The 26,335-nt window shown below is 70.4% G+C and carries 21 protein-coding genes and 1 riboswitch; of the genes, 11 read left to right on the forward strand and 10 right to left on the reverse strand.

The genetic code is table 11. The annotated features are described in order from the left end of the window. Nucleotide 1: 1 nt before the first annotated feature. The gene (gcvT, locus tag AAME72_RS19600) at nt 2-1,186 is read right to left on the reverse strand and encodes a glycine cleavage system aminomethyltransferase GcvT (protein ID WP_348788197.1); all 1,185 of its coding nucleotides are present in this window, start codon (nt 1,184-1,186) and stop codon (nt 2-4) included. A 177-nt stretch (nt 1,187-1,363) separates the two neighbouring features. Next, nucleotides 1,364-1,454: riboswitch (glycine riboswitch) on the reverse strand. Between the two features lie 243 nt (nt 1,455-1,697). On the opposite strand from gcvT, the gene AAME72_RS19605 reads away from it, so the two are divergent. The 9 genes from AAME72_RS19605 (at nt 1,698) to AAME72_RS19645 (ending at nt 10,244) form a co-directional block, all read left to right on the forward strand. Beyond that, a complete protein-coding gene (locus tag AAME72_RS19605) occupies nt 1,698-2,423 on the forward strand; it encodes an NUDIX domain-containing protein (RefSeq protein ID WP_348788198.1) in 726 nt (241 codons plus the stop codon). Continuing rightward, nucleotides 2,420-3,715, forward strand: a complete 1,296-nt coding sequence (nadA, locus tag AAME72_RS19610) for a quinolinate synthase NadA (protein WP_348788199.1) — start codon at nt 2,420-2,422, stop codon at nt 3,713-3,715. The genes AAME72_RS19605 and nadA overlap by 4 nt, the downstream gene beginning before the upstream one ends. Nucleotide 3,716: 1 nt before the next feature. Next, nucleotides 3,717-5,276, forward strand: a complete 1,560-nt coding sequence (gene nadB, locus AAME72_RS19615) for an L-aspartate oxidase (protein ID WP_348788200.1) — start codon at nt 3,717-3,719, stop codon at nt 5,274-5,276. Beyond that, nucleotides 5,270-6,130: a carboxylating nicotinate-nucleotide diphosphorylase gene (gene nadC / locus AAME72_RS19620; protein ID WP_348788201.1), complete on the forward strand. Its 861-nt coding sequence runs from the start codon at nt 5,270-5,272 to the stop codon at nt 6,128-6,130. The genes nadB and nadC overlap by 7 nt, the downstream gene beginning before the upstream one ends. Beyond that, complete coding sequence (locus AAME72_RS19625) at nt 6,127-7,269, forward strand: cysteine desulfurase family protein (protein WP_348788202.1); 1,143 nt, start codon at nt 6,127-6,129, stop codon at nt 7,267-7,269. The genes nadC and AAME72_RS19625 overlap by 4 nt, the downstream gene beginning before the upstream one ends. Nucleotides 7,270-7,472: 203 nt before the next feature. Next, complete coding sequence (locus AAME72_RS19630; protein WP_348790180.1) at nt 7,473-8,888, forward strand: MDR family MFS transporter; 1,416 nt, start codon at nt 7,473-7,475, stop codon at nt 8,886-8,888. A gap of 86 nt (nt 8,889-8,974) precedes the next feature. After that, the gene (locus AAME72_RS19635; RefSeq protein WP_348788203.1) at nt 8,975-9,544 is read left to right on the forward strand and encodes a peroxidase-related enzyme; all 570 of its coding nucleotides are present in this window, start codon (nt 8,975-8,977) and stop codon (nt 9,542-9,544) included. Beyond that, a complete protein-coding gene (locus AAME72_RS19640; protein WP_348788204.1) occupies nt 9,541-9,882 on the forward strand; it encodes a hypothetical protein in 342 nt (113 codons plus the stop codon). Before AAME72_RS19635 ends, AAME72_RS19640 begins: the two co-directional genes overlap by 4 nt. A gap of 11 nt (nt 9,883-9,893) precedes the next feature. Further along, on the forward strand, nt 9,894-10,244 hold the full coding sequence (locus AAME72_RS19645) for a DUF488 family protein (RefSeq protein ID WP_348788205.1): 351 nt from the start codon (nt 9,894-9,896) through the stop codon (nt 10,242-10,244). Nucleotides 10,245-10,261: 17 nt separating this feature from the next. Here AAME72_RS19645 and aceB read toward each other — a convergent pair whose 3' ends face one another. Together aceB and aceA are read right to left on the reverse strand one after the other, a co-directional pair. Further along, nucleotides 10,262-11,902 (reverse strand): malate synthase A, encoded by a 1,641-nt coding sequence (gene aceB / locus AAME72_RS19650; RefSeq protein WP_348788206.1) that lies wholly within the window; start codon nt 11,900-11,902, stop codon nt 10,262-10,264. A gap of 34 nt (nt 11,903-11,936) precedes the next feature. Further along, nucleotides 11,937-13,256: an isocitrate lyase gene (gene aceA, locus AAME72_RS19655; protein WP_348788207.1), complete on the reverse strand. Its 1,320-nt coding sequence runs from the start codon at nt 13,254-13,256 to the stop codon at nt 11,937-11,939. A 132-nt stretch (nt 13,257-13,388) separates the two neighbouring features. Here aceA and AAME72_RS19660 point away from each other — a divergent pair, with 132 nt between their 5' ends. Further along, nucleotides 13,389-14,846, forward strand: coding sequence for a helix-turn-helix domain-containing protein (locus AAME72_RS19660; protein WP_348788208.1), 1,458 nt, complete (start codon nt 13,389-13,391; stop codon nt 14,844-14,846). 538 nt (nt 14,847-15,384) lie between these two features. Here AAME72_RS19660 and AAME72_RS19665 read toward each other — a convergent pair. From AAME72_RS19665 to AAME72_RS19690, 6 genes are all read right to left on the reverse strand, one after another. Next, nucleotides 15,385-17,595, reverse strand: a complete 2,211-nt coding sequence (locus AAME72_RS19665) for a cell wall-binding repeat-containing protein (RefSeq protein WP_348788209.1) — start codon at nt 17,593-17,595, stop codon at nt 15,385-15,387. A gap of 312 nt (nt 17,596-17,907) precedes the next feature. Continuing rightward, the gene (locus AAME72_RS19670) at nt 17,908-19,836 is read right to left on the reverse strand and encodes a cellulase family glycosylhydrolase (protein WP_348788210.1); all 1,929 of its coding nucleotides are present in this window, start codon (nt 19,834-19,836) and stop codon (nt 17,908-17,910) included. 20 nt (nt 19,837-19,856) lie between these two features. Beyond that, nucleotides 19,857-20,696, reverse strand: coding sequence for a carbohydrate ABC transporter permease (locus AAME72_RS19675; protein WP_348788211.1), 840 nt, complete (start codon nt 20,694-20,696; stop codon nt 19,857-19,859). After that, complete coding sequence (locus tag AAME72_RS19680; RefSeq protein ID WP_348788212.1) at nt 20,689-21,660, reverse strand: sugar ABC transporter permease; 972 nt, start codon at nt 21,658-21,660, stop codon at nt 20,689-20,691. The genes AAME72_RS19675 and AAME72_RS19680 overlap by 8 nt, the downstream gene beginning before the upstream one ends. A 79-nt stretch (nt 21,661-21,739) precedes the next feature. Next, a complete protein-coding gene (locus tag AAME72_RS19685; protein ID WP_348788213.1) occupies nt 21,740-23,044 on the reverse strand; it encodes a sugar ABC transporter substrate-binding protein in 1,305 nt (434 codons plus the stop codon). Between the two features lie 238 nt (nt 23,045-23,282). Further along, the gene (locus AAME72_RS19690) at nt 23,283-24,305 is read right to left on the reverse strand and encodes a LacI family DNA-binding transcriptional regulator (RefSeq protein WP_348788214.1); all 1,023 of its coding nucleotides are present in this window, start codon (nt 24,303-24,305) and stop codon (nt 23,283-23,285) included. 180 nt (nt 24,306-24,485) lie between these two features. Between AAME72_RS19690 and AAME72_RS19695 the strand changes: the two genes are divergently transcribed. Further along, entirely contained in the window at nt 24,486-25,898 is a 1,413-nt protein-coding gene (locus tag AAME72_RS19695; RefSeq protein ID WP_348788215.1) for an FAD-dependent oxidoreductase, read from the forward strand. Between the two features lie 113 nt (nt 25,899-26,011). Here AAME72_RS19695 and AAME72_RS19700 read toward each other — a convergent pair whose 3' ends face one another. Continuing rightward, complete coding sequence (locus AAME72_RS19700; RefSeq protein WP_348788216.1) at nt 26,012-26,230, reverse strand: helix-turn-helix domain-containing protein; 219 nt, start codon at nt 26,228-26,230, stop codon at nt 26,012-26,014. Between the last annotated feature and the right edge of the window lie 105 nt (nt 26,231-26,335).

A 26,335-nucleotide genomic window follows, 5' to 3' on the forward strand; every position in this document is an offset into this window, starting at 1 on the left:
GTCAGCCGTCCTTTCTGGGGGAGGTGGGCTTTCTGCTGTAGAAGGGGAGGGCGGTGACGGTGAACGGGAGACGGCTGCCACGCACATCCACGTGCAGTTCGGTGCCAGGACGCGCGTATCGGGGCGCGACGTAGGCCATCGCGATCGGGACGCCGATCGTCGGCGAGAGCGCGCCGGAGGTGACGACGCCGACCTCCTCGTCGCTGCCGTCCGGGGACACGGCGACGACCGGGTAGCCGGCGCGTGCGGCGCGCTTCCCCTCCCCCATCAGGCCGACGAGCACGCGGGAGGCGGCGTCCGGCCCCTCCTCGCTCGCGGCCCTGCCGATGAAGTCCGACTCCTTGGCGAGGCTCACGACCCGGCCGAGTCCCGCCTGGGCCGGCATGGTGTCGAGGCCGAGCTCGTGGCCGTAGAGCGGCATGCCCGCCTCGAGCCGGAGGGTGTCGCGGCTGGCGAGGCCGGCGGGCACGAGGCCCTGCTCGGCACCCGCCTCCAGCAGCGCGTCCCAGAGGGAACGGGCGTTGTCGGGGGCGGTGTAGAGCTCGAAGCCGTCCTCGCCGGTGTACCCGGTGCGGGCGATGAGCACGGGATGCGTCTCGAACTCGGCCGGGACGCTCCAGTAGTACTTGAGGTCGGTGATCCGCTGCGCGACGTCGTCGCCCTCGATGTGGAAACCGGGCGTTGCGAGCAGGATGCTGAGGCTGGCGGGTCCCTGCACGGCGATCAGGGCGATGTCGTCGCTCTCGTCGAACACCTCGACGTCGAAGGGCGCGGTGCGGTCACGGAGCTCGTCTGCCACCACCGCGCGGTTGGCGGCGTTGGCGACCACCATGTAGCGGTCGTCGCCGGTGCGGTAGACGACGAGGTCGTCCACGATGCCGCCGGAGCGCGAGAGCAGGAGGCTGTACTTGGCCTGGTCGACGGCGAGCGCGGAGAGCTTGCCGGCCAGCGCGTAGTCGAGGGCGGCACCCGCCTCGGGCCCGATGAGCACGATCTCGCCCATGTGGGAGAGGTCGAACAGCCCGGCAGCGGTGCGGACGGCGTGGTGCTCGGCCAGGTCGCTGGAGTAGCGCACCGGCATCTGCCAGCCGGCGAAGTCGGTGAACGAGGCGCCCGCGCGCTCGTGCGCGTCGTGCAGGGGCGAGGTGCGGTCCCCATCCTTCGATGGGGTGGACTGCGAGGTCATGAGTTCTCCGTTCGCCGGCCGTCGCCGGAGGGAAGACGGGCCGCGGCGCGACCCGTGTGAAGAACTCCCCCTCTGTCATCCGGCCTGAGAGTTTCACCTCCCGTCTGATGACGGGCGGCTTTCACCGTGGGCGAGGGCCCGGTGCCCGAAGACGCCGTCCCTGCTTTTCAGAGTGGCCAGTCCGATGCGGTACGCGTACCTGAGAGATTGTCGGGGAGGATTGCTCCTTCGGTGCCGCGCGTGCGCGCGACTCTCCCGCATCGACCTCGATGGCCCGATATTCAGTTGGATGCTCGGCCAGCATAACGGACGGAGCCGTCGGCGCGGTGGCGGGGTGCGCCATCGGTTCCGGAGTTCTTCACGCGACGCGCCGGTGGCGAGCGGGAAGAACTCCGGGACGGATGGAGCGGGAGCTGACGAGACGAGGGCGGGGTTGGCGTTCTGGTCGAGATGACACTAAGATGAACCTCACTTAGAGTCAGTGTGACTTTTAGATGAAGGATCGTCGACCATGACCGGACACGAGCGCGCGAGCGCGATGCTCGCCGTGTCGACGGTGATCTTCGCCCTGCGCAAGGACGAGGAGACGTCGGGCGCCCCACAGGTCTGGCTGCCGCTGGTGCGCCGCATCCGGGAGCCGTTCGAGGGCCGCTGGGCGCTGCCGGGCGGTCCGCTCCGGGTCGGCGAGGATCTCGCGTACGCCGCCGCCCGCACCCTCAACGACACCACGGGCCTGACGCCCAGCTACCTCGAACAGCTCTACGCCTTCGGCGACGCCACCCGCTCCCCCGGCGCCGACCGGGTCGTCTCGATCGTCTACTGGGCGCTCGTGCGCGGCGAGGAGGCGGAGCGGGCGAGCGTCGGCGAGAACGTGCGCTGGTTCCCCGCCGACGAGCTGCCCCCGCTGGCCTTCGACCACAACCTCATCGTCGAGTACGCGCTCTGGCGGCTGCGCACGAAGATGGAGTACTCGCGGATCGCGCACGCGTTCCTCGGCGAGCGGTTCACCCTCGCCCAGCTGCGCGAGGTGCACGAGGCCGTCCTCGGTCGTGCGCTCGACCCCGCGAACTTCCGGCGGACGATCGAGGGCTCCGGCGCGGTCGTCGCGACCGACGAGTACCTCACCGGCACCCGGCACCGGCCGCCGCGGCTCTACCGCTACAACGACTCGATCGACCTCGCCGACGCGGGGCCGCTTCCCCGGCAGCAGCATCCCTTCGAAAGAGAGCAGTCATGACCATCGCTTCGGTCGACACCACCATCCGCCTGATCTCGCGCGGCGAGCTCGACGGGGCGACCTGCACCCCCGACCTGGCGGAGGCGCCGTGGTCGTTCGACGCGCTCGCGCCCTCCTACGGCCCCGGCGCGTCCATGGCCGACCCGATCCCCGCGCACGCTCCGCGCCAGGGCGAGCTCCCTGAGGAGTACCGCACGGCGTCGAAGGAGGAGCTGGCCGAGCGCATCCGGGCCGCCAAGGCCACCCTCGGCGACCGGGTCGCGGTGATGGGCCACTTCTACCAGCGCGACGAGGTCGTGCAGTACGCGGACTTCGTCGGCGACTCCTTCCAGCTCGCCAACGCCGCGAAGGCCCGGCCGGAGGCGGAGGCGATCGTCTTCTGCGGCGTCCACTTCATGGCGGAGACGGCGGACATCGTCTCCCGGCCCGACCAGCGCGTCATCCTGCCGAACCTGGCGGCCGGCTGCTCGATGGCCGACATGGCCGACCTCGATTCGGTGCAGGACTGCTGGGAGGCGCTCGAGGAGCTGTACGGCACCGAACCGGACGCCGACGGTCGCGTTCCGGTCATCCCGGTGACCTACATGAACTCGTCGGCGGCGCTCAAGGCCTTCTGCGGCGAGCACGGCGGCATCGTGTGCACGTCCTCGAACGCGGCGACGGTGCTGGAGTGGGCGTTCCAGCGCGGCCGGCGCGTCCTCTTCTTCCCCGACCAGCACCTCGGCCGCAACACCGCGAAGGCGATGGGCGTGCCGCTCGCGCAGATGCCGCGCTGGAACCCGCGCAAGCCGCTCGGCGGCAGCGACGAGCAGACGCTCCAGGACGCGCGGGTGATCCTCTGGCACGGCTTCTGCTCGGTGCACAAGCGCTTCACCGTCGGCCAGATCGAACACGCGCGGGCCGAGTTCCCCGGCGTCCGCGTGATCGTGCACCCGGAGTGCCCGATGGAGGTCGTCGACGCCGCGGACGAGTACGGCTCCACCGACTACATCGTCAAGGCGATCCAGGCGGCGCCTGCCGGCTCCACCTTCGCGATCGGCACCGAGATCAACCTCGTGCAGCGCCTCGCCGCCGAGTACCCGCAGCACACGATCTTCTGCCTCGACTCGGTCGTCTGCCCGTGCTCGACGATGTACCGCATCCACCCCGGGTACCTGGCCTGGGTGCTCGAGGGCCTGGTGCGCGGCGAGGTGCTGAACCAGGTGAGCGTGCCGGAGACGGTCGCCGCGCCCGCGCGGGTGGCGCTGGAGCGGATGCTCGCGGCGCGCCCGGACACCACGATGGCGGCCTGACATGAGCCGCGTCGTCGTCGCCGGCAGCGGGATCGCCGGGCTCGTCGCCGCGCTCCGCGCCTCCGCGCGGCACGAGGTGACGCTGCTGACCAAGTCTCAGCTCGCCGAGGCGAACACCCGCTACGCGCAGGGCGGCATCGCCGCTGCGCTGTTCGTGGACGATTCGGCGGAGGCGCACGTGGCCGACACGCTGCGCGCCGGGGCCGGGTTGAACGTGCGCGAGGCCGTCGAGGCGCTCTGCGGCGACGGGCCGGACCGCGTCCGCGAGCTGATCGCACTCGGCGTCGCGTTCGACCGGGACGGCGACGGCCTCGCCAGGGGGCTCGAGGCCGCGCACTCGAGCGCGCGGGTGCTGCACGCCGGCGGCGACGCCACCGGCGCGGAGATCGAGCGGGCGCTGGTCGCCGCGGTGCGGGCGTCCGGCGTCCGGATCGTGGAGGGAGCGTTCCTGCTGGATGTGCTGGTCGACGGCGGCGCCGCAGCGGGCGTCGCGGTGCGGCTCGCCGACGGCAGCGAGACGTCTATCGCGGCCGACGCGGTCATCCTGGCGACGGGCGGCTCCGGCCGGCTCTACAGCCACACCACCAATCCCTCCGTCGCGACCGGCGACGGGATGGCCGCCGCCTGGCGGGCCGGCGCCGTGCTGGCCGACCTCGAGTTCACGCAGTTCCACCCGACCGCCCTCGCGCTGCCCGGCTCGTTCCTGGTGTCAGAGGCGGTTCGCGGCGAGGGCGCGGTGCTGCGGAACGCGCGAGGCGAGCGGTTCATGCTCGACGTTCATCCCGATGCGGAGCTCGCCCCGCGCGACGTCGTCGCCCGCGGCATCGCGGTGGAGATGGCGGCGCAGGACGGCCGTCCGGTCGTGCTCGACGCGACCGCGCTCGGCGCCGACTTCCTCGCCCGGCGCTTCCCCACCATCGGGGCGGCGTGCCGTGCCGCGGGCCTCGACTGGAGCCGCGAGCCGATCCCGGTGACGCCCGCCGCCCACTACGCGATGGGCGGGGTGGCGACCGACGTGCACGGGCGCACCAGCGTCCCCGGTCTCTTCGCCGTCGGCGAGGTGGCCTGCACGGGCGCGCACGGCGCCAACAGGCTCGCCTCCAACTCGCTGCTGGAGGGGCTCGTGTTCGCGCACCGCGCCGTCGACGTGCTCGGCGAGCCGTGGCCGGAGGCCCCCGCGTGGCTGGACGAGCCGGCGGCCGGGATCGTGGCCGTGGCGCCGTCGGACGGCGCCGACGACGGCGACCGGCCGTTCGACCGCTCGCGGCTGCAGGACATCCTCTGGTCGGCCTCGGGTGTACACCGCGACCGCACGGGCCTCGAACGCGCGGCCGTCGAGCTCGCCGCGTTCGCCATGCCCGCCCCCGGCGAGGACGCGAACCTCCTCCAGCTCGGCCGCCTCGTCGTCGCGGCCGCACTCTCCCGCGAGGAGTCGCGGGGCGCGCACTTCCGCTCCGACTTCCCGCTGACCGCCGACGGAGACGCGCGCCACACCGTGCTCGCCCCCGTCCCGACCCGCACATCCGTTACGACCGACACCGAGGTGACCGTCTCATGCTGACCCGCCAGATCATCGACGCCGTCGTCGGCGCCGCGCTCGTCGAGGACGCGCCGTGGGGCGACCTGACCAGCGAGCTGCTGATCCCCGCCACCGCGTCCGCCACGGCCCGGCTGTCGGCGCGCGAGCCGGGCACGTTCGCGGGCGGCGACGTGTTCGCCGCCGCGATGACACTCACCGACCCGGCCATCCAGGTCTCGCTCGCCGTCGCCGACGGCGAGAGCTTCGAGGCCGGCGACACTCTCGCGACCGTGAGCGGTCCGGCGCGCTCGGTGCTGCAGGCGGAGCGCGTCGCGCTGAACTTCGTGCAGCGGATGAGCGGCATCGCCACCCTCACGGCCGCCTTCGTGCGCGAGGTCGAGCACACCTCCGCGCGCGTCGTCGACACCAGGAAGACGACGCCGGGCCTGCGCGCCTTCGAGCGGCACGCCGTGCGCTGCGGCGGCGGACGCAACCACCGCTACTCGCTGTCCGACGCGGTGATGGCGAAGGACAACCACCTCGCGATCCTCACCCAGCAGTCCGGACTGTCGCTGACGGATGCACTGAAGCGGGTGCGGCGCGAGCTGTCGCACACCAGCCATCTCGAGGTGGAGGTGGACAGGATCGACCAGATCGAGCCCGTCCTCGCCGCCGGCGTCGACACGATCATGCTCGACAACTTCGGCATCGAGGAGCTGCGCGAGGGCGTCGCCATCGTCGGCGGCCGCGCCATCGTGGAGGCGAGCGGGAACGTGAGTCTCTCGACGGTCCGCGACATCGCCGAGACCGGCGTCGACGTCATCTCGGCCGGTGCGCTCACGCACAGCGTCCGCTCGCTCGACCTCGGGCTGGATGTGGTGGTCGAGACGCCATGATCTACCTGGACGCCGCCGCCACCTCCGCGGTCCGCCGCGAGGTGCTGGAGGCGATGTGGCCCTATCTGACGGGCGACTTCGGCAACCCGTCCAGCCACCACGCCGTCGGCGAGTCCGCCGCGCGTGCGCTCGCCGATGCGCGGGCCGTCGTGGCGTCCTGGCTCGGCTGCCGGGCGTCGGAGGTGGTCTTCACGTCGGGAGGCACGGAGGCGGACAACCTCGCGATCAAGGGCGTCGCGCTGGCAACGCCGCGCGGCCGGCACATCGTGACGACGCCGATCGAGCACGAGGCGGTCCTCGCATCGGTGGAGTATCTGACCCGGCTGCACGGGTTCGAGGCGACAATGGTCCCCGTGGGCGAGGACGGCCGCGTCGACCCCGGTGCCTTCGCGGAGGCGCTGCGGCCGGACACGACCCTCGCGAGCGTCATGCTGGCGAACAACGAGGTGGGCACGATCCAGCCGGTGGCCGAGCTGGCCGCGCTTGCACACGAGCGGGGCATCCCGTTCCACACGGACGCGGTGCAGGCGGCGGGCTGGCTGCCGCTGGATGTGAAGGCGCTCGGGGTGGATGCGCTCAGCGTCTCCGGCCACAAGCTCGGCGCGCCCAAGGGCATCGGCGCACTGTTCGTGCGGGGGCGCATCCCGCTGGAGCCGGTCGTGCACGGCGGCGGTCAAGAGCGGGGACGCCGGTCGGGGACCGAGAACGTGGCGGGGGCCGTCGCGCTCGCCGCGGCTGTGCGGCTCTCGTCGGCGGCGCAGGAGGCGAACGCGGCAGCGGGCCGCGAGGCCAGGGACGCGTTCGTCGCCGCCGTGCTGCGGGAGGCGCCAGGGGCGCGCCTGACCGGGCATCCCTCCGAACGGCTTCCTGCGTCCGCGTCGTTCGTCTTCCCCGGCACGAACGGGGAGGCGGTGCTGCTCGAGCTGGAGCGGCGGGGCGTCGTCTCCTCGAGCGGTTCGGCGTGCGCCGCAGGCAGCGAGGACGCCTCCCACGTGCTGCTCGCGCTCGGCTACCCGGAGGACCTGGCACGCACGGCCGTCCGGTTCTCCTGGTCGCCGGACGTGTCGGCCGCCGACCTCGCCGCCGTCGCACCCGCGGTCGCGGACGCCGTGCGCGAGGTCGCCGCGCTCGGCCGCTGACCGCCTGGCGATTACGCGGAGAGTGAACGGGCGCGATCGTTCACCCGCATGACACCCGCGATGTCGGCGGCCGCCGGTACTGTGAACCGGTGACTGAGAAGACCTCACCTGCGACCGACGCCCTGATCGACCCTGTGGCCGACCGCACGCCGGCCGGTGCGCCGGGCGGCGCGCCCGCGGCGGGGCCCTCCGACGCCGTCAGGATGTCGCGCCGCGACTCCCGCGTGATCTGGCTGCTGCTGGCGGCGACGTTCGTCGTGATCCTCAACGAGACGATCATGACGGTCGCCATCCCCAAGCTGATGGACGACCTGCACGTGGACGCGCTGGCCGCCCAGTGGCTGTCCACGGCCTTCATGCTGACGATGGCCGTGGTCATCCCGATCACCGGGTTCCTGCTGCAGCGCTTCACGACGCGCGCTGTGTTCATCGCCGCCATGTCGCTGTTCTCGCTCGGGACGCTGGCCGCCGCCCTCGCCCCTGGCTTCCCCGTGCTGGTCGCCGCCCGTGTCGTCCAGGCCTCCGGCACCGCGATCATGCTGCCGCTGCTGATGACGACCCTGATGACCCTCGTCCCGCCGGCCATGCGCGGACGGACGATGGGCAACGTGTCCATCGTCATCTCCGTCGCACCGGCGATCGGGCCGACGATCTCCGGCTTCATCCTCAATTACCTGGCCTGGCGCTGGATCTTCCTGATCGTGCTGCCGATCGCCCTGGTGATGCTCCTGATCGGGATGCGCTTCGTCGAGAACGTGACCGAGACCCAGAAGTCGCGCATCGACGTCTTCTCCGTCGTGCTCTCGGCGTTCGGCTTCGGCGGCCTCGTGTACGGGCTGTCCGTCAGCGGCGAGTCCGGCGGATCGGGCGCGGTGCTGTGGATCTCGCTCGGCGTCGGCGTCGTCGCGCTCGCGGCGTTCATCCTCCGGCAGCTGCTGCTGCAGCGCACGAACAGGGCGCTGCTCGACCTGCGCACGTTCCGCTCCCCCATCTTCACCGTGGCCATCGTGCTCATGGCGATCAGCACCGCGGCGATGTTCGGCGTGATCATCGTGCTGCCGCTCTACCTGCAGCACGTGCTGCACCTGGACACGCTCGCCACCGGTCTGCTGCTGCTCCCGGGCGGCCTGGTGATGGGACTCGCCGCGCCGTTCGTCGGCCGGCTCTACGACCGGTTCGGGCCGCGCGTGCTCGTCGTGCCGGGCTCCATCCTGGTCAGCCTGGTGCTGTGGTCGCTCACGATGGTCACCGAGCACACCCCGGTCGGGATGGTGCTGGCCGCCCACGTGACGATGAGCCTCGGTCTCGCGCTGATGTTCACGCCGCTGTTCACCGCGGGGCTCGGCGCTGTCCCGCCGCACCTCTACTCGCACGGCTCGGCGATCGTCGGCACCGTGCAGCAGGTCGGCGGCGCGGCGGGGACCGCACTGCTCGTCGCGGTGCTCACCCTGCAGACGAACGCGCTGCTGACAAGCGGCGCTTCGCTGGATGCGGCGACGGCCTCCGGCGTGCGCGTGGCGTTCCTCGCGGCGGCGATCATCTCGCTGTTCGCGGTGGTCGGCTCGTTCTTCCTCAGGAAGCCCGCCGACACCCTCCCCGAGGGCGCGTTCGCGCACTGACGCTTCCGCGTGGTCCGTCCCGACGCTAGCGCGGGCCGCGGGGCCGGTGGCACCATGGAGTCGCCCTCGGACGACAGGAGGCAGCCATGTCCATCATCCACACACCCGACCCCGCCGAGGCGACAGGGCCGATCGCGGAGATCTATGCCAAGGACGAGCAGGACCTGGGCTATGTCGCCGACTACACCCGCGTGTTGAGCGCGAATCCGGAGGCGTACCTCGCCTGGGAGCAGCTGGTGAAGGCGATCGTCGCCCAGCTCGGCGTCCGCCGGTACGAGCTGGTGACGCTCGCGGCGGCGCAGGGCGTCCACTCCGAGCACTGCCGCCTCGCCCACGGCAGGAAGACCCTGAAGGTGATCGACGAGCAGCAGCTGGAGCCGATCGCGCGCGACTACCGGGACGCCGGCCTCAGCGAGGCAGAGGTCGCGATGATGGAGTACGCCGAGCGCGTCAGCACCGAGTCCGCCTCGATGACCGAGGCCGACAGCCTGCGGCTGCGCGAGGTCGGCTTCACCGACAGGGAGATCGTGGACATCACCCTCGCCGCCGCCGCGCGCAACTACTTCAGCCGCGCCATCCAGGCGCTCGCCGTCCGGGTCGAGGTGCCGCCCGGGATCAGCGACCGGCTGCGCGGAGCGCTGCTGGCACCGCTGTGAGCGCCGAGGAGGTCCCGCCGATCGATCGCGCGATCGTGCAGGACGTGATGCTGGCCAACCCGCGCCCAGTGGGCCGGATCCAGACCCGCCGCATCACGATGCAGCCGAACGTGCCCGGAGGGCTGCACCTGCACAACGGGCCCGTGGTCGGCTCGATCGAGCGCGGCTCCGCCGTGTACCAAGTCGAGGGCGGCCCCGAGCACGTCCTCGAGGTGGGCGACACCTTCTACGAGGAGGGCGCCCGGATCTCCCGCTTCGACGCGGGACCGGACGGGGTCGTCTTCCTCGCGCACTTCCCGGTGGGCACGCACGAGGATCCGACCCTCACGATGCTGTAGGAGGCCGCGGGATGTACCGGGTCAAGCGGATCTACGACGATCCGGCCACGGAGGACGGCTTCCGCGTGCTGGTCGACCGGCTCTGGCCACGCGGCCTCAGCCGCGAGCGGGCACACATCGACCTGTGGCTGAAAGAGGTGGCTCCGTCCACCGAGCTGCGGCGCTGGTTCCATCACGAGGCTCCGCTGTTCGACGAGTTCACCGCGCGCTACGAGGCAGAGCTGGACGCGAACCCCACGGCGGTGGACCAGTTGCGCGAGCTCGGCAGGACGCATCCGGTCGTCACCCTGCTCGTGGGCGCGCGGGACCCGGAGCTGAACCAAGGGGTGGTGCTCGAGCGCTACCTCGAACACCACCCCTGACGGGCGGGCGCCCCCGGTCAGACGGCCAGCGGCAGCTCCGCCTGCTCCCGATCCGGCTCGTCCACCAGGTAGCGGGCATAGGCCGGGATGGTCAGGAACGTCGGGAACTCGTCGGCGAGGGCGACCTCCCGCAGGATCTCCGCGGCGTCGGCGAACCGGTCGCCGCCGTCCGCGCCGATGCGGCGGGCGAGCTCCTCGTCGATCAGGCCGGAGACCAGCTCGCGGTCAACGGCCGTGCCCTGCTCGGTGACGACGCGGTTGTCGATCCACTGCCGCAGGAGCGAGCGGGAGATCTCGGCGGTGGCCGCGTCCTCCATCAGCCCGTCGATGGCCACGGCGCCGGTGCCGCGCAGCCAGGCCTCGATGTAACGGAGCGCGACGGAGACGTTCGAGCGCACCCCGGCGTCGGTCACCGTGCCGCCCGCGCTCGTGACGTCGAGCAGGTCGTGCTCGGTCACGTGCACGTCGTCGCGCAGCCGGTCGAGCTGGTTCGGCCGCTCCCCCAGCACCGCGTCGAACTCCGCGAGGGCCGTGGGGATCAGGTCGGGATGCGCCACCCAGGTGCCGTCGAAGCCGTCGCCGGCCTCCCTGCGCTTGTCGTCCGCGACCTTCGCGAGCGCCCGTTCCGTCGCCTCCGGGTCGCGGCGGTTCGGGATGAACGCGCTCATCCCGCCGATCGCGTGCGCCCCCCGCTTGTGGCAGGTGGCGACGAGCAGCTCGGTGTATGCGCGCATGAACGGGACCGTCATCGTGATCCGGTCGCGATCGCCGAACGCGAAGCGGCGGCCGCGGCCGAGGAACGTCTTGATGATGGAGAAGATGTAGTCCCAGCGTCCCGCGTTCAGGCCGGCGCAGTGCTCGCGCAACTCGTAGAGGATCTCCTCCATCTCGAAGGCCGCCGGGATGGTCTCGATCAGCACGGTCGCGCGGATGGTGCCGACCGGCATCCCGATCCGCTGCTGGGCGAACACGAAGATGTCGTTCCAGAGCCGCGCCTCCAGGTGCGACTCCAGTTTCGGCAGGTAGAAGTACGGGCCGCGGCCGTTCTCCACCAGTTCCCGCGCGTTGTGCCAGAAGTAGAGGCCGAAGTCGGTGAGGGAGGCGCTGGCGGGCGCGCTCCGTCCGGCGCGGTCGGTGAAGGTGAGGTGCTTCTCCACCAGGTGCCAGCCGCGCGGGCGCATCACGATCGTGGGCGTCACCTCGTACGGCGTCGTCACGCGGTACTCCTTGCCCTCGGCGCTGGTGTGCTGCAGCTCTCCGCGGACCGCGGCGCGCAGGGTCGCCTGGCCGCCGACGACGTTCGCCCAGGTGGGGCTGGTCGCGTCCTCCTGATCGGCCAGCCAGACGCGAGCACCGGAGTTGAGCGCGTTGATCGCCATCTTCGGATCGGTCGGGCCGGTGATCTCGACGCGGCGATCCTCGAGCCCCGGGCCTGCGCCGGCGACGCGCCAGTCCGGGTCCTCGCGGACGGCGGCGGTGCTGCTGAGGAAGCGCGGGTCGCGGCCGTTGCCGGCCTCGGTGCGGCGCCGCTGCCGTTCGGCGAGCAGCTCCTGACGCCGGGCGGCGAACGCCTGGTGCAGGTGGTCGACGAAGGCGAGCGCCTCCGCGGTGAGGATGGCGTCGTGGCCGGGCGTGCGCGGCCCCGTGATCTCGATCATGAGTCGTGTCCTTTCGTGTCCCGCGTGCGCGGTCTCAGAACTGGTGCTCTTCAGTGGATCCGACCAGGGCGAGCGTGGCGCTGGTGGGGTTGAGCGCGGTCGCGATGCGGTCGAAGTAGCCGGTGCCGACCTCCCGCTGATGGCGGGTGGCCGTGTAGCCGGAGGCCTCGGAGGCGAATTCCGCCTCCTGCAGGTCGACGTACGCGCTCATCTGACGGGATGCGTAGTCCCTGGCGAGCGTGAACATCGAGTAGTTGAGGGCGTGGAAGCCCGCGAGGGTGATGAACTGGAAGGCGTATCCCATCGCCGCGAGCTCGCGCTGGAACCGCGCGATGGTCTCGTCGTCGAGGTGCTTCTTCCAGTTGAACGACGGCGAGCAGTTGTACGCCAGCTTCTTGCCGGGGAACCGCTCGTGCACCGCCTCGGCGAATCGGCGGGCCAGCTCCAGGTCGGGCTCGGCCGACTCCACCCAGAGCAGGTCGGCGTACGGGGCGTACGCGAGCCCGCGGGCGATCACCGGCTCGATGCCGTTCCGGACCTCGTAGAAGCCCTCAGCGGTGCGGGTGCCGGTCAGGAAGGCGCGGTCGCGCTCGTCGTGGTCGCTCGTGAGCAGCGTCGCCGCGAGCGCGTCGGTGCGGGCGATCACGATGGTCGGGACGCCCGCCACGTCCGCGGCGAGCCGAGCCGCGTTCAGGGTGCGGATGTGCTGGCCGGTCGGCACGAGCACCTTGCCGCCCATGTGGCCGCACTTCTTCTCGCTGGCCAGCTGGTCCTCCCAGTGCACGCCGGCGGCGCCCGCCTGGATCATCCCGTGCATGAGCTCGTAGGCGTTGAGCGGGCCACCGAAGCCGGCCTCGGCATCCGCGACGATCGGCGCCATCCAGTCGGAGATCGCGGCCTCGGTGCCCTCGACCTGGCCGGCGCGCAGCAGCGCGTTGTTGATGCGGCGGACGACGGCCGGCACCGAGTTCGCCGGGTACAGGCTCTGGTCGGGGTAGGTCTGGCCGGAGAGGTTCGCGTCCGCGGCGACCTGCCAGCCGGAGAGGTAGATGGCCTCCAGGCCCGCGCGGACCTGCTGCACGGCCTGGTTACCGGTGAGAGCACCGAGGGCGGCGACCCACTTCGCGTCCGGTCCCGAGCCCTCGCGCTGGATCAGCTCCCAGAGCTTCTCGGCGCCGCGGCGGGCGAGCGTCTGCTCCTCGCGCACCGGGCCGCGGAGCGCGACGACGTCCTCGGCCGTGTAGTCGCGGCGGATACCGGACCAGCGCGGGTCGGCATCCCACTCGAGCTGCAGCTCGGCGGCGGTCTGCACGGTGTCGCCTGGACGGGGTTCGGGGTGGGCTGCGGTCGTCATCGTGACCTCCATCGGTCGGATCGGTTGACACGATCCTGAGCCCGCCGCCCGCACCGCGGATCGGATTCGGCGACAGAAATTGCCGCGTTCTTCTGTTTGCCAGAACTTCGGGCGGGTGTCACGATTGCCACCATGACCGACACTGTCGACGAGGACGTCGCCGCCGACGCGCTCACCCTCGGGCGCCGCGTCCGGGCGTTCCGGGTGCGGCGCGGCATGACCCTGGAGCAGCTCGCGGACGCCATCGACCGCGCACCGTCGCAGGTCTCCACGATCGAGAACGGCAACCGGGAGCCGCGGCTCGCACAGCTGCGGGCGATCGCGGCGGCGCTCGAGGTGACGGTCGACGACCTGCTCGCGCCGGAGGCGCCGGACGAGCGCGCGGCCCTGGAGATCGCGGTCGAGCGGGCGCAACGCGGGCCGGTGTTCTCCTCGCTCGGGATCGCGCCGGTGCGGGTGTCGAAGTCCGTCTCCGACGCGACATTGCAGGCGATACTGGCGTTGCACCAGGAGGTGGAGCGGCTGCACCGCGAGCGCGCGGCGACCCCGGAGGAGGCACGGCGCGCGAACGCCGAACTGCGCGCGACCATGCGGGCGCGCGACAATTACTTCTCCGAGCTGGAGGCCATCGCGGCCGACCTGCTCGCGGTCGTCGGGCACTCCGGCGGCCCGGTCTCGCACCAGACCGTCGCCGACATGGCCGACCACCTCGGCTTCTCGCTGCACTACGTCGGCGACCTGCCGCACTCCACCCGCTCGGTCACCGACAAGCGCAACGGACGCATCTACCTGCCGACCGAGCAGTCGGCATCACGGGACTCCCGCTCGCCCATCCTGCAGGCCTTCGCCTCCCAGCTCCTCGGGCACGAGGAGCCGCGAAACTACGCGGACTTTCTGCGCCAGCGCGTGGAGACGAACTACCTCACGGCCGCCCTGCTGCTGCCGGAGAAGGCCGCGGTCGGCTTCCTCGCCGAGGCCAAGAACTTCCGCCGCATCTCGATGGAGGACCTCCGCGACGCCTTCGCGGTGTCGTATGAGACGGCGTGCCATCGGTTCACCAACCTGGCGACGGCACGGCTCGGCATCCCGGTGCACTTCATGAAGGTGCACGAGTCGGGCACCATCATCAAGGCGTACGAGAACGACTCGGTGGCCTTCCCGTCGGATGCGCTCGGAGCGATCGAGGGGACGCCGGTGTGCCGCAGCTGGACGGCGCGCACCGTCTTCGATGTCGCCGACCGGTTCAGCCCGTACTACCAGTACACGGACACGCCGCGCGGGACGTTCTGGTGCACGTCCCGCATCGAGAAGGCCAAGGAGGGCGACTACTCCGTGAGCGTCGGCGTGCCGTTCGAGCACGTGAAGTGGTTCCGCGGCCGGGAGACGACGTACCGCGCGGTCTCCCGCTGCCCCGACGAGTCGTGCTGCCGCCGGCCCTCCGGAACGCTCGCGGAGCGCTGGGAGGGCCAGGCATGGCCAGCCGCCCGCACGCCGACCTCCCTGCTCGCCGCGCTGCCGACCGGCACCTTCCCCGGTGTGGACTCGACGGAGGTCTACGACTTCCTGGAGCGGCACGCCCCCACGACGTAGGCGGGCCCTCACCCCGCCCGCCATCGCTTTGGGAGTTCTTCACGGAGGATCTCGTGTCAATGGCGGAATTTGTTGAGACCGATCACGCCGTCAGCCTGATTCCTGCCCGAATTTCCACCCCTGCCACCCTATCCACGGCCTCACCCTCGCGTCGGTCCCGTCGGGTCTCCCGTGAATCGAGCAGGTCACAGTGAGACGCTGCTTCCCCCGCCATCCGGTAAGCGAAGGCGTCTCGAACCGGCAGGGACGCGGAAGCTCTAGCACCGCTCGGCGCCAGCCCCCGAGTCGCGTTCGCGGCCAGGACGATGCCGGCCCCCTCGCCCAGAAGTGGTCGCGTCGCTCGAGCACCGATACCATGCGCGAGCGCGAGCGCGAGCGCGTTCGCGGCTGCAAGCCCTCCGATACTGCAACCGTCAACCCGTCATCCTCCGCAGGGCTCACAGCAGCCTGGCAGGGGCGATGTATGTTTCCCGCCCCTGCCAGGTGTTGGTTTCGGTTGCGGCTGAGACCCGTTGTGGTGGGGCCCGCGACGTTGTGGTTAGAAGGTGGTGTTCATTGCCTTGAGGTTGTCGTCGAGGACTCCGGTTCCACCGAGGAGGTGTCCGTGGGCGAACCCGAGGGAGGCTGCGTAGGACAGGGTGGCGGCGGGCCAGGCGGTCTTCGTGGCCAGCAGCAGCGGTCCTTCGTCAAGGGTGGCGAGGACGCCGCCGACGAGTGCGTCGGGGAAGTTCCGCCCGGTTGCCACGTAGATGTTCTCCGCACTGCTATAGAAACGCTTGGCTACGGCGAGGTTGGTCGCGTACCGGTCCATTCCGGCGAGCCGGATGGCGTCGGGGAGGTCGTCCTCGATGGTGTCGGTGATGACGCCGGTGCCGCCGACGACGTAGGTGGTCGTCGTCTTCAGTTTCGTCAGCTGTGCTTTGGTGGCTGCGTCCACGTTGGTCTTGGTTCCATTGACCAGCAGGATGGGGGCACCGATTTTGCCGGCGGGGGCTGAGGCGGACAGGGCGTCGGGGTAGTTGACGCCGGTTGCGACGAACGCGGAGGTGGCCCCGTTCGCGAAGGCGCGGTCTGCCAGGAGTCGGGACGTTTCGTACCGGTCGATGCCGCCGATGCGGGTGACCTTGGTCACTCCGTCGAGCCTGGCCAACTGGCTGGCGACCGAGGCGGATACGGCCCCGGTTCCTCCGACGACAACGATGCTCGAGGGGTGGAGTCGTTTGAGGGCCGTTGAGGTGGCTGCGGGGATCTTCTTCTGGTCGGTGAGGAGGATCGGCGCCTTCTCACGGGCCGCGACCGGTCCGGCGGTGAGCGCATCGGGGAAGTTCAACCCCGTCGCCACGTACACGGTGTCGGCCGTGCCCGAGAACCCGTGCTCCGCGACGGCTGCAGCCGTGCCGTACCGGTCAGGGCCGGCAAGGCGAACCCAATCCGCGGCTGCACTCCATTGGGCGTAGAGAGTGAGATCCGTCGTGAAGGAGAAGGTAGCACCGTCCGCGTAGGCGGTGCCGGAACCGTCAGCGGCAGTGTTCCACCCGGTCATCGTATAGCCGGAACGCGTGAACGTGTTCGCACTCAGCGCCGCACTGACCGAGGAGGTCTGGTCGGCCAGCTGCCCAGAACCACCGTTGGTGTCGAACGTGACCGTGTGACACAGATTCATCGTCAGAAGACTGACCGTGTTACTGCCCGCGTTGGGCACATAGATGTGCCTGCCGTCAGAGGTGACCGCCATTCTGGCGGGCTGGGTGCCGACCGGCACCCGGGTGATGACAGCGTTTGTGCTCGCGTCGATCACGGCAACGGAGCCACCCGAGTAGTCGCTCACATACACCATGTTGCCGTCAGGGGAGACGGCCACTGCGATGGGACTTCCATCCAGATCGACGGTTCCGATCACCGCCTTCCGGGCTGTGTCGATCACGCTCACGGTACCCGAGCCGACGCTGGGGACGTATGCGCGGCTTCCATCCGGGCTGAAAGCCACTCCGTACGGGCTGGCGCCGACGGTGATGGCAGCGGTGGAGCTGCGGGTGGCCGTATCGAACACCTGCACCTGCCCGCTGCTCAACACGAGGTAGGCGAACGAACCATCCTCGCTGAAACGCATCGCGACGGTCCCAATGGCATCGGCGCTGGAGATGGGGAACGAGCCTGCGACTGTCTTGGTCGTCGTGTCGATCACGTCGATCACGCCTCCGAACCCGTACTTGGTTCCAGTGCTATTGACCGAGATGAGATACCCGACATACAGCGTGGTGCCGTCGGGGCTGAGCGCAAACGTGTTCGGTGTATTGCCCACCGGGATGGTGGCTGTGACGGTATTGGTGGCGGTATCGATCACCGAGACCGTGCCCGGCAGCGAGGAGTCCAGAAGGTAAGAAGCATTCCTGCTGAGCGCATATACCGTCTTGCCGTCGGGGCTCGTCGCCACCTGAAGAACTTGGTAGCCGGGCAACGTGATGTTGGCCGTGATCGCGTTCGTGCTGGTGTTGACCACCTGCACCTGGCCACTCACGGAGGCGACATACGCGCGTGAACCATCCGGGAGGAGGGCGATATCCGTGGGCTGGGTGGCTGTGGGAATCGTGGCGGTCACCTCGTACTGCGGTGCGCAGGGGGCGGGGGCCGCGGTGGCAGTGGCAGCACCGGCGAACACCGACGCTGCTGTCAGGGCCAAGGTGGCCGCAACACCTGCCGCGATGACCCGTCGGCCGAGCCGTCGTCTAAATGAAGGTCTTTCAATCACGCGAGAACGCTATTCTCGCCCGAAGGGCATCAGGGCGCCAACGCTGGGACCTCCGAGCACCGGGGCAGTGCTCTACGTGAGGCGGTCCGGACCAACCAGTGCAGTTCGCGGTCTGGGGGCGCCGGGAGTCTCCACGAGATGCTCAAACCTGTAGTCGTCGTGGTTGAACCCCTCGTGCGGATCGCAGCTTTTCATCGCCGGCATCGTTCATCGCGCCGAGTCGGCGCGCCATACCCTGGCCCGAGTAGTGGCAGTACCCGGCGGACGGGATGCGTGCTGCGATCGTCGCACCATGCTCGCGCCCCGCACGCGCTACTCGAGCACCAGCTCGTGGACCGCGACGCCCCACGGGTCGAGGCGCAGTTCCGCGGCCGCATCCCCGTCGAGGGTCCGCAGCTCACCGGCGACGCGCGGCGAGACCGTGACCGGCGACGCGTGCTCGGAGACGAACACCACGAAGCGGCGCCCGTCGTCGTGGACGAGGGTGTCCACGAAGACCCGCGGGTCGTCGAGGCGCACATCCCGCTCCACATCCGCGACCTCGGCGAGCGCGTCGTACAGCCGCCAGGTCTCCTCCGGATTCACCCGCGCCAGCTCGGACGCGAAGAACTCCACCGGGTAGGCGCAGAGCACCGCCCGGCCCCGGCCGTGGTCCTTCACGACGATCGCGGGACGGCCGTGCGCATCCACAGCCACGACGCGCCCCGAGGTCGCCCGCACCGGCAGGAAGCTCCGGCCGTTCTCGTTGCCCGCCGCACGGAACGACAGCACCGTTCCGGACGCGATCGAACCGAAGTCCTCCGTGAAGCGCAGCGTCACGACGTCGTCGGTGACCGGCTCCACCAGTCCGTACGAGCTCTCCATCCGCACGCCGAACAACGGCTCGGTGTTCGCCCACCACGGCCCGCGCTGCACCCCGCTCGAACCGTGCGCGTACGACGCGTACACCGTCGCGCCCTGGCCGGCCAGCTCCTCCAGCTGCAGCCAGGAGGTGGCGCAGAGCTGCTTGACCGACGGCAGCAGGTACAGCCCGTAGCCGGACGGGATCCCGCCGTCCTCCCGCTCCCGCACCACCGCGACCGGGATGTGCGCCTCGTGCGCGGCCAGGTACGCCTGCTCGCCCGTCGCCACGATGTGCGCGCGCTCGTCCTCGTTCGTGAACGGGTAGTCGGCCGCGAGGTGCGACGGCACCACGAGCGCAGCATCCACCGCCGCGCGGGTGAGATTCGGCAGGTCGATCGCGGCCAGGTCCGCGGCGAACCGCGCCAGCTCGCGCAGCGGCGGCTTCGGCGCACCGGTGCGGTCGGTGATGCCGAAGTGCATCTCGAAGGGATGGTGCGAGTACGGCCGCTGGTCGGCGAGGTCGTCGTAGTCGGTGTTGTTCCATGCGATCCAGCCGGTCGCGCCGGCGAGCAGCGTCGTGTAGAGCAGCTGCCGGTAGTAGGAGGCGGCGCCCGCGTCCGAGACGAAGTCGCTCGTGAGGCCGAACTCCTCCATCACCACCGGCAGACCGGCGTCACCGCACAGCTCGGCGATGTACGCGGCCTTCAGGTGCTGGCGCAGCTGATCCGTCTCCATGCGGTACACGTGCGGGCCGACGAAGTCGGTGAACCCGGCCAGGTCCTGCACCGAGAACCCGTTGTCGTGCCCCGTGGTCTCGATGCCCCACGCCCCGTCGCCGACCGCGACCGGTTGCGTCCCTCCCCCGGCCCGCACCGCGTCCACCAGCAGCGAAGCCCACGCGTCCACGATCGGCCGCGGCGCCTCGCCGCCGTAGATCGGCACCTCGTTCGTCAGCAGCCAGCCGGCGACGGCGGGATGCGCGGCGAACCGCGCCGTCAGCTCCCGCACGTACCAGGCCTGCCGGCCGACGAACCAGACGTCGCGGTACAGGTCGCGGCCGTCCCGCCACACCGGGTCCCAGTTCTCGCCGGACATGTGGCCGACGAGGAAGGTCGGCACGGTCGTCATCCCGGTCTCGCTGTGCGCGTCCAGGAAGTCGGCGAAGTTGGCGACGCACTGCTCGTCGAGCGTGTCCGGCGTCGGGTGGAAGTCGGGCCAGTAGAAGAACGAGCGCGTCATGTTGAGGCCGTGGTCGGCGAGCACGCGCAGCTCCTGGCGCACGACGCCGGAATCGTAGCGGGACCACATCAGCGGTCCACCGGTGCGCGACCAGAAGTTGGCGCCGAGCCAGACCACGGGGGTCCCGTCCACGGTGAGCAGGGGAGAAGGGCGGTCCATGATTCCTTTCGGGGCGGGTGTCACTTGACGGCGCCGGCCGTGAGCCCGGCGACGAAGCTGCGCTGCAGCAGCAGGAAGGCGACGACGATGGGGATGGAGACCACCAGCGACGCGGCCATGATCTGGTTCCAGTAGACGTTCGTCTGCGTGGAGTACAGCTGCAGGCCGACCGCGAGCGTGCGGTTCTCGTCCGTCGTCATCACCGACGCGAACAGCACCTCCCCCCAGCTCGTCATGAACGAGTAGATGGCGACCGCGATCAGGCCCGGCTTCGCGGCGGGGAGCACCACGTGCCAGAGCGCGCCCATCGGGCCGGAGCCGTCCACCATCGCCGCCTCGTCGAGGTCGCGCGGGATGCCGTCGAAGTAGCCGGCGAGCATCCAGATCGAGAACGGCAGCGCGAAGGTGAGGTAGGTGATGACCAGCCCCCAGCGTGTGCCGACCAGCTGGATGCCGACCGCCTGGTTGATGTTCACGAAGATGAGGAACAGCGGCAGCAGGAACAGCACGCCCGGGAACATCTGCGTCGACAGCACCGTGGTCGTGAACACCGAGCGGCCCTTGAACCGGTAGCGGGAGACGCCGTACGCGGCGAAGATCGCGATGATCAGGCTGAGCACGGTCGCCGAGGTCGCCACGATCAGGCTGTTCACGAAGTACGACGCGAGCGGGACGGTGGTCCACATGTCGATGAACGGCTGGAAGGTGATGTTCGTCGGCCACCACGTGAACGCGCCCTGCACGTCGGAGAGCGGCTTCAGCGAGGTGGTGACCATCACGTACAGCGGCACGGCCGTGAACAGCGTCAGGACGACGATGACCACCCAGCGGAAGACATGGGACGAAGGGGTTTCACGCATGGCGGTTCCTCCGGTTCAGCACGATCAGGTAGATGCCGGACACGATCAGCAGGAAGATCAGCAGCAGCACGCTCATCGCGGCTCCCGAGCCGAAGTTCCAGGTCAGGAACGACGCGTTGTAGATGTGGAACGAGATCAGGTCGCCTGCCGGCGGCTGCGCATTCCCGAACAGCACGAACGGCGTGTTGAAGTCGTTGAACGTCCACAGGAACATCACCAGCAGCAGCACCGCGTTGACCGGCCGCAGCATGGGGAGGGTGATCGCGTGCCACTGCCGGAACGGCTTGGCGCCGTCCACAGCGGAGGCCTCGTAGACCTCGTCCGGGATGGACTGGAGCCCGGCCATCAGCATCAGGAACGCGAACGGCCAGAGCCGCCAGATCGCCACGACGACGATCGAGAGGAAGGCGTTGCCGCCGATCAGCCAGAACGGCTTGTCACCGGGCAGCCCCAGGTTGTCGAACAGGAAGTGGTTCACCGCTCCCGTGTCCTTCTGCAGCATGAACTTCCAGGTGATGATGCCCGCGTACATCGGCAGCGCGTACGGCACCAGGAAAAGGGTGCGGAAGAAGCCGCGGCCGCGGAACCTGCCCTGCAGCGCGACGGCGGCGGCCATCCCGACGCCCCAGGAGATCCCGACGACGAGGATGGTGAAGCCGCAGGTGATCAGGAAGGACTGCAGCAGCGCGGCGCCGATCGACGTGTTGAAGTCGAGGGCGACCTGGTAGTTGTGCAGTCCGACGAACGGGGCCTCGCCCCAGTTGGCGATGTAGAACTTGGTGAGCTGCAGGAAGCTGATCCAGATGCCCGTGAGCATGGGCACGACGTGGATGAGCAGCTCGAAGAGGATGGCCGGTGCCAGCAGCACCAGCGGCAGCCACCATCCCTTCGGCCGGCGCTTGCGCTTCTTCGCGGGCGCCGGGACCGCGGCCGGGGTGGTGCGGACGGATGTCGTCGTCGACATGAGGCTCCTTCGGGGGTCGGACGGGAGGCCGGTCCCGGCGGCCGGGCGGGATGCACACCCACCCGGCCACCGGAGCGGATCAGCCGCCGAGCGACTGCTTGACCTGGTCCTGAGCGGTCTGCAGCGCCGCCTTGATGTCGGAGTCGGAGACCGTGCTGCCGGTCGCGATCTTGGCGAACATGTCGTTCATCGCCTTGCCGACGGTGTTCTCGAACTGGTCCTCGGCGGGCACCAGCGGCAGCGGCTTCGACATCTCGTTGTAGATCTTCTGGAACGTCGCCGCCTCGTCGGCGTTGTCGGTGAACACGGCCTTGGCGCCGTTCAGCACCGGGAGCGTGGAGAACGGCTTGCCGAGCGTGGTCTGGGTGTCCTCGCTGGTCATGAACTTCACGAACTTGAGCGCGGCGTCCTTGTTCTTCGTGTTCTTGAAGACGGACAGGTTGATGCCGGCGACGTGGCTGGCGACCGGCTTGCCGCCCTCGGGCGCGGGGAACGGGACGACGCCGTACTGGTCGGCCTTCATGCCGTTGGCGACGATCGAGGAGTCCGCGTTGTTCTGGCTGAGGATCATCGCGACCTTGCCGGTGGCGAAGTCGTTGACCGCCTGCACGCCGTTGTCGTACTGGGCGTTGGAGGTGTTGACGACCTTGTCCGTCTGCATGAGATCGAGGTAGCGCTTGATCCCATCCACGTTCTCGCTGGAGGTGAACGTCGGGTCGCCCTTGTCGTCGAACCACTCCCCGCCGTTCTGGGCGGAGTTGATGAAGGCGAAGTGCGCGTTCTCGGTGTAGCTGCCCGCGGCGAGCGAGAAGGCGTACTTGCCGCCGGTGGTCAGCTTCTTGGCGTCGGTGACCAGCTCCTCCCACGTGGTCGGCGGCTGGACGCCGGCGGCCTGGAACATCGCCTTGTTGTAGTAGAGGCCGTATGCGAGGCCGTAGAGCGGGACGCTGGTGGGCGTCTTGCCCGAGGCGCCGCCGGTCTCGAGCGCGGTCTTGACGAACTTGTCCTTGCCGCCGATGGCCTTCATCTCGCTGTCGCCGAACGGGAGGAACGCGCCGGTTGCCTGGAGCGAGGCCGCCCAGGTGTTGCCGATGTTCAGCACGTCGGGCCCCTGGCCGGAGGTGACGGCGGTCTGGATGCGCGTCTGCAGGTCGTTCCAGCCGATCACCTCGAGCTTGACCTTGATTCCGGTCTGCTTGGTGAAGTCGTTCAGCACGGGCGTCAGGACTTGTTTGTCGTTGTCGAGGCTGGTGCCCTGGTTGCTCGCCCAGTACGTGATCGTCGATCCGCTGGACGAGGATCCCGACCCCGTGCCTGTGCAGCCGGCGACCACGAGTGAGAGCGTGGCTGCCAGGGCCGCGGCGGCGATGGCGCGTTTCCTCATTGTGACTCCTTCGTCTCTTGATGGGGGCGCACAGGGCGCCGCGCTGAGCATAACTGAACCGGTTCAGTGAAGCCAAGTATTGAATTCCACCCTCGTTTGGGGTAGGGCCTCGCTGGCCACTCCCCCTCGCCGCCGGCACGGCGCGCAGCGGGCTCGAGCGATCTCGAGCGGTCGTGACATGCCGTGTGGCCGGTCCCGACGTGGCGCGTCGCGACCGCTCGGCCGCGGGCCAGCGCGGCTACGCGGCGGCGGCGGCGCGGACGCTCGTCGCGCGGACGAGGAGGGACGACCGGCGCGCGGTCGTGATCGTCGGCGCGGTGCCCGCGAGCTGGTCGAGGAGCATCCGGGTGGCGCGGCGGCCCTGCTCCTCCGGGTAGCGCGCGAGAGCCGTGATCGGGCGGGAGCCGAGCCGGCAGAGCAGGGAGTCGTCCCAGCTGGCGAGCGCCACGTCCTCCCGTCCCGCGCGGGTCAGCGCCGCCTGGGCGCCGAGCGCCAGCAGGTCGTTCGAGGTGATCACGGCCGTGATGGTGGGGTTCTCCGCCACCGCGCGGGCGGCGATCCGCTCGCCCGCCTCCATCGAGTAGTCGGACGACTCGAACGCGACGCGCATCCCGTGGGCCGCCGCCCGCGCCCGCACCGCATCCGTCCGGTCCAGCTCGTGCTCGAACTCCTCGGGACCGCGGATGTGCAGCAGACTGCGGTGGCCGAGGCCTGCGAGATGGTCGACCAGCATCCCGGCGTCGCCCGCCGCGTCGTAGAGCAGCACCCGGCCGGGCGCCAGCGGCTCCCGGTTGCCGTGCAGCACGTAGTGCAGGCCGAGGCCGTCGAGCAGCGCGGGCCGCGGGTCGTCGATGGTGATGTCGAAGAGCATGACCCCGTCGACCCGGCGCTCCGCGCTCCAGCGGCGGTAGGTGGCGACGTCGAGCCCGTCGTCCATCCCGACCATCCGCAGCAGCAGCGACAGACCGGCCGCGCCCAGCTCGGTCTCGACGCCGGCCAGCAGGCTCATGTAGTACGGCTCCGCCCCGAGGAGGCCCGGGTCGCGGCGGAGGACGATGCCGATCGCGTCGGAGCGGGCGCGGGAGAGGGCGCGGGCACTGGAGCTCGGGTGCCAGCCCAGCTCCTCGGCGAGCGCGAGGACGCGCTGCCGTGTCTCCGCGCTGACCCCCGGCTGCCCGTTGAGCGCGTAGGACACCGACGCCTTCGACAGGCCCAGGCGGTCGGCGAGACCGCCGATCGTCACGCGCGCCTGCCCTGCCACGTCGCCCTCCTTCGCGGTCGTCCGCCACGGACGGCCCGCCCCAAGAGTAGCGGCAGCTGAAGCGGTTCAGAATGCTCCCCGGCGCGCCGGACGGTTTGCCCGGACTCCGGCGTGATTCGCGACGACAGGCTCCCCGAGGTCCGGCAGAATGACGAGGAAACGCAAGGAGAGAGGCTCGTCGTGGCATCCACCGTGTTCGAACGCCGTCGTCCCGCCGAGTCCGTCGTCGCCGGCGCGCTCGCCGATGCCCGGCAGGGCGTGTACTGGATCGAGGACGCTCCCGGCGACCCGTATCCGCGCCTGACCGGCGACATCAGCTGCGACCTCGCCGTCGTCGGCGGCGGCTACTCCGGGCTCTGGACGGCGCTGCTCGCCGCGCGCGAGAACCCCGGCGCCCGCGTCGTACTTCTGGAGGGCAGGCGGATCGGCTGGGCCGCCTCCGGCCGCAACGGCGGCTTCTGCGAGGCCAGCCTCACCCACGGCGACGAGAACGGGCGCAGCCGCTTCCCCGAGGAGTTCGACCGCCTCCAGGAGCTCGGGATGGCGAACCTGGACGAGATCGAGGCGACCATCGCCGAGCTGGGCCTCGACGCCGAGTTCGAGCGCAACGGGGCGATCGACCTGGCCACCGAGCCGCACCAAATGGAGTGGCTGCGGGAGGCCGCGGCCGACGCGGGCGAGGAGGCGCGCTTCCTCGACACCGCCGCGATCCAGGCCGAGGTGCACTCCCCCACCTATCTCGCCGGGTTGCTCCGCACCAGGGACTCGGCGCTGGTCCACCCGGCGAAGCTCGCCAGGGCGCTCGCACGTGCCTGCGAGGCGGCGGGCGTCGAGATCTTCGAGCACAGCCCGGTCGAGGGCATCGGCGACGGGACCACGCTCTACACGCCGCAAGGTGTCGTCCGTTCCCAGCGCACCGCGCTCGCCACGAACGTGTTCCCGAGCCTGCTGAAGCGCAACCGGCTCGCCACGGTCCCGGTCTACGACTACGTGCTGATGACGGAGCCGCTGTCCGCCGAGCGGCTCGCCTCGATCGGCTGGTCGGGCCGCCAGGGCCTCGGCGACTCGGCCAACCAGTTCCACTATTACCGGCTCACCCGCGACAACCGCATCCTGTTCGGCGGCTACGACGCGATCTACCACTTCGGCGGCCGGGTGCGGGAGCGGTACGAGGATCGGCCGGAGACGTTCCGCCGGCTGGCTTCGCACTTCTTCACCACGTTCCCGCAGCTGGAGGGTCTCACCTTCACACACCGGTGGGCCGGCGCGATCGACACCTGCAGCCGGTTCTGCGCGTTCTTCGGCACCGCTCGCGGCGGGAAGGTCGCCTATGCGGCCGGGTACACCGGCCTCGGCGTCGCGGCCACGCACTTCGGCGCGCGGGTGATGCTCGACCTGCTGGACGGACGGAGTACGGAGCGCACCGAGCTCGCGCTGGTGAAGAGCCGCCCGCTGCCGTTCCCGCCGGAGCCAGCCGCCGCCGTCGGCATCAACCTGACCCGCTGGTCCCTGGATCGGGCCGACCACCGCGAAGGCAGGCGCAACCTGTTCCTGCGGACGCTCGACGCGGTCGGGCTCGGCTTCGACTCCTGAGTCCGCGCCCGCGCGGCATCGGCCCGGCCGGCCCGAGCCCGACGATTTGCGGCACATCGTGGGAACGACCTGGCCAGAGGCGCGATGTGTGCCAAATCGAGCGGTGGCGCCCGTCAGGCCGGCCGGGCGAGAACGGCCGCGTGCAGCGCGCCGATCGTCTCGCCGTCGTCCAGGTCGAAGCCGAGCAGCTCCTCGATGAGCGCGATCCGCTGGTAGAACACCGACCGGGACAGGTGGCTCGCCGCCGTTCTCGCGCGGCATCGGCCCGGCCGGGCCCCACAATTTGCGGCAAATCGTGGGAACGACCCGGCCAGAGGCACGATGTGTGCCACATCGAGCGGGGGCGCCCGTCAGGCCGGCCGGGCGAGAACGGCCGCGTGCAGCGCGCCGATCGTCTCGCCGTCGTCCAGGTCGAAGCCGAGCAGCTCCTCGATGAG

The organism is Leifsonia sp. NPDC080035, from assembly GCF_040050925.1.
Classification (GTDB): Bacteria; Actinomycetota; Actinomycetes; order Actinomycetales; family Microbacteriaceae; genus Leifsonia.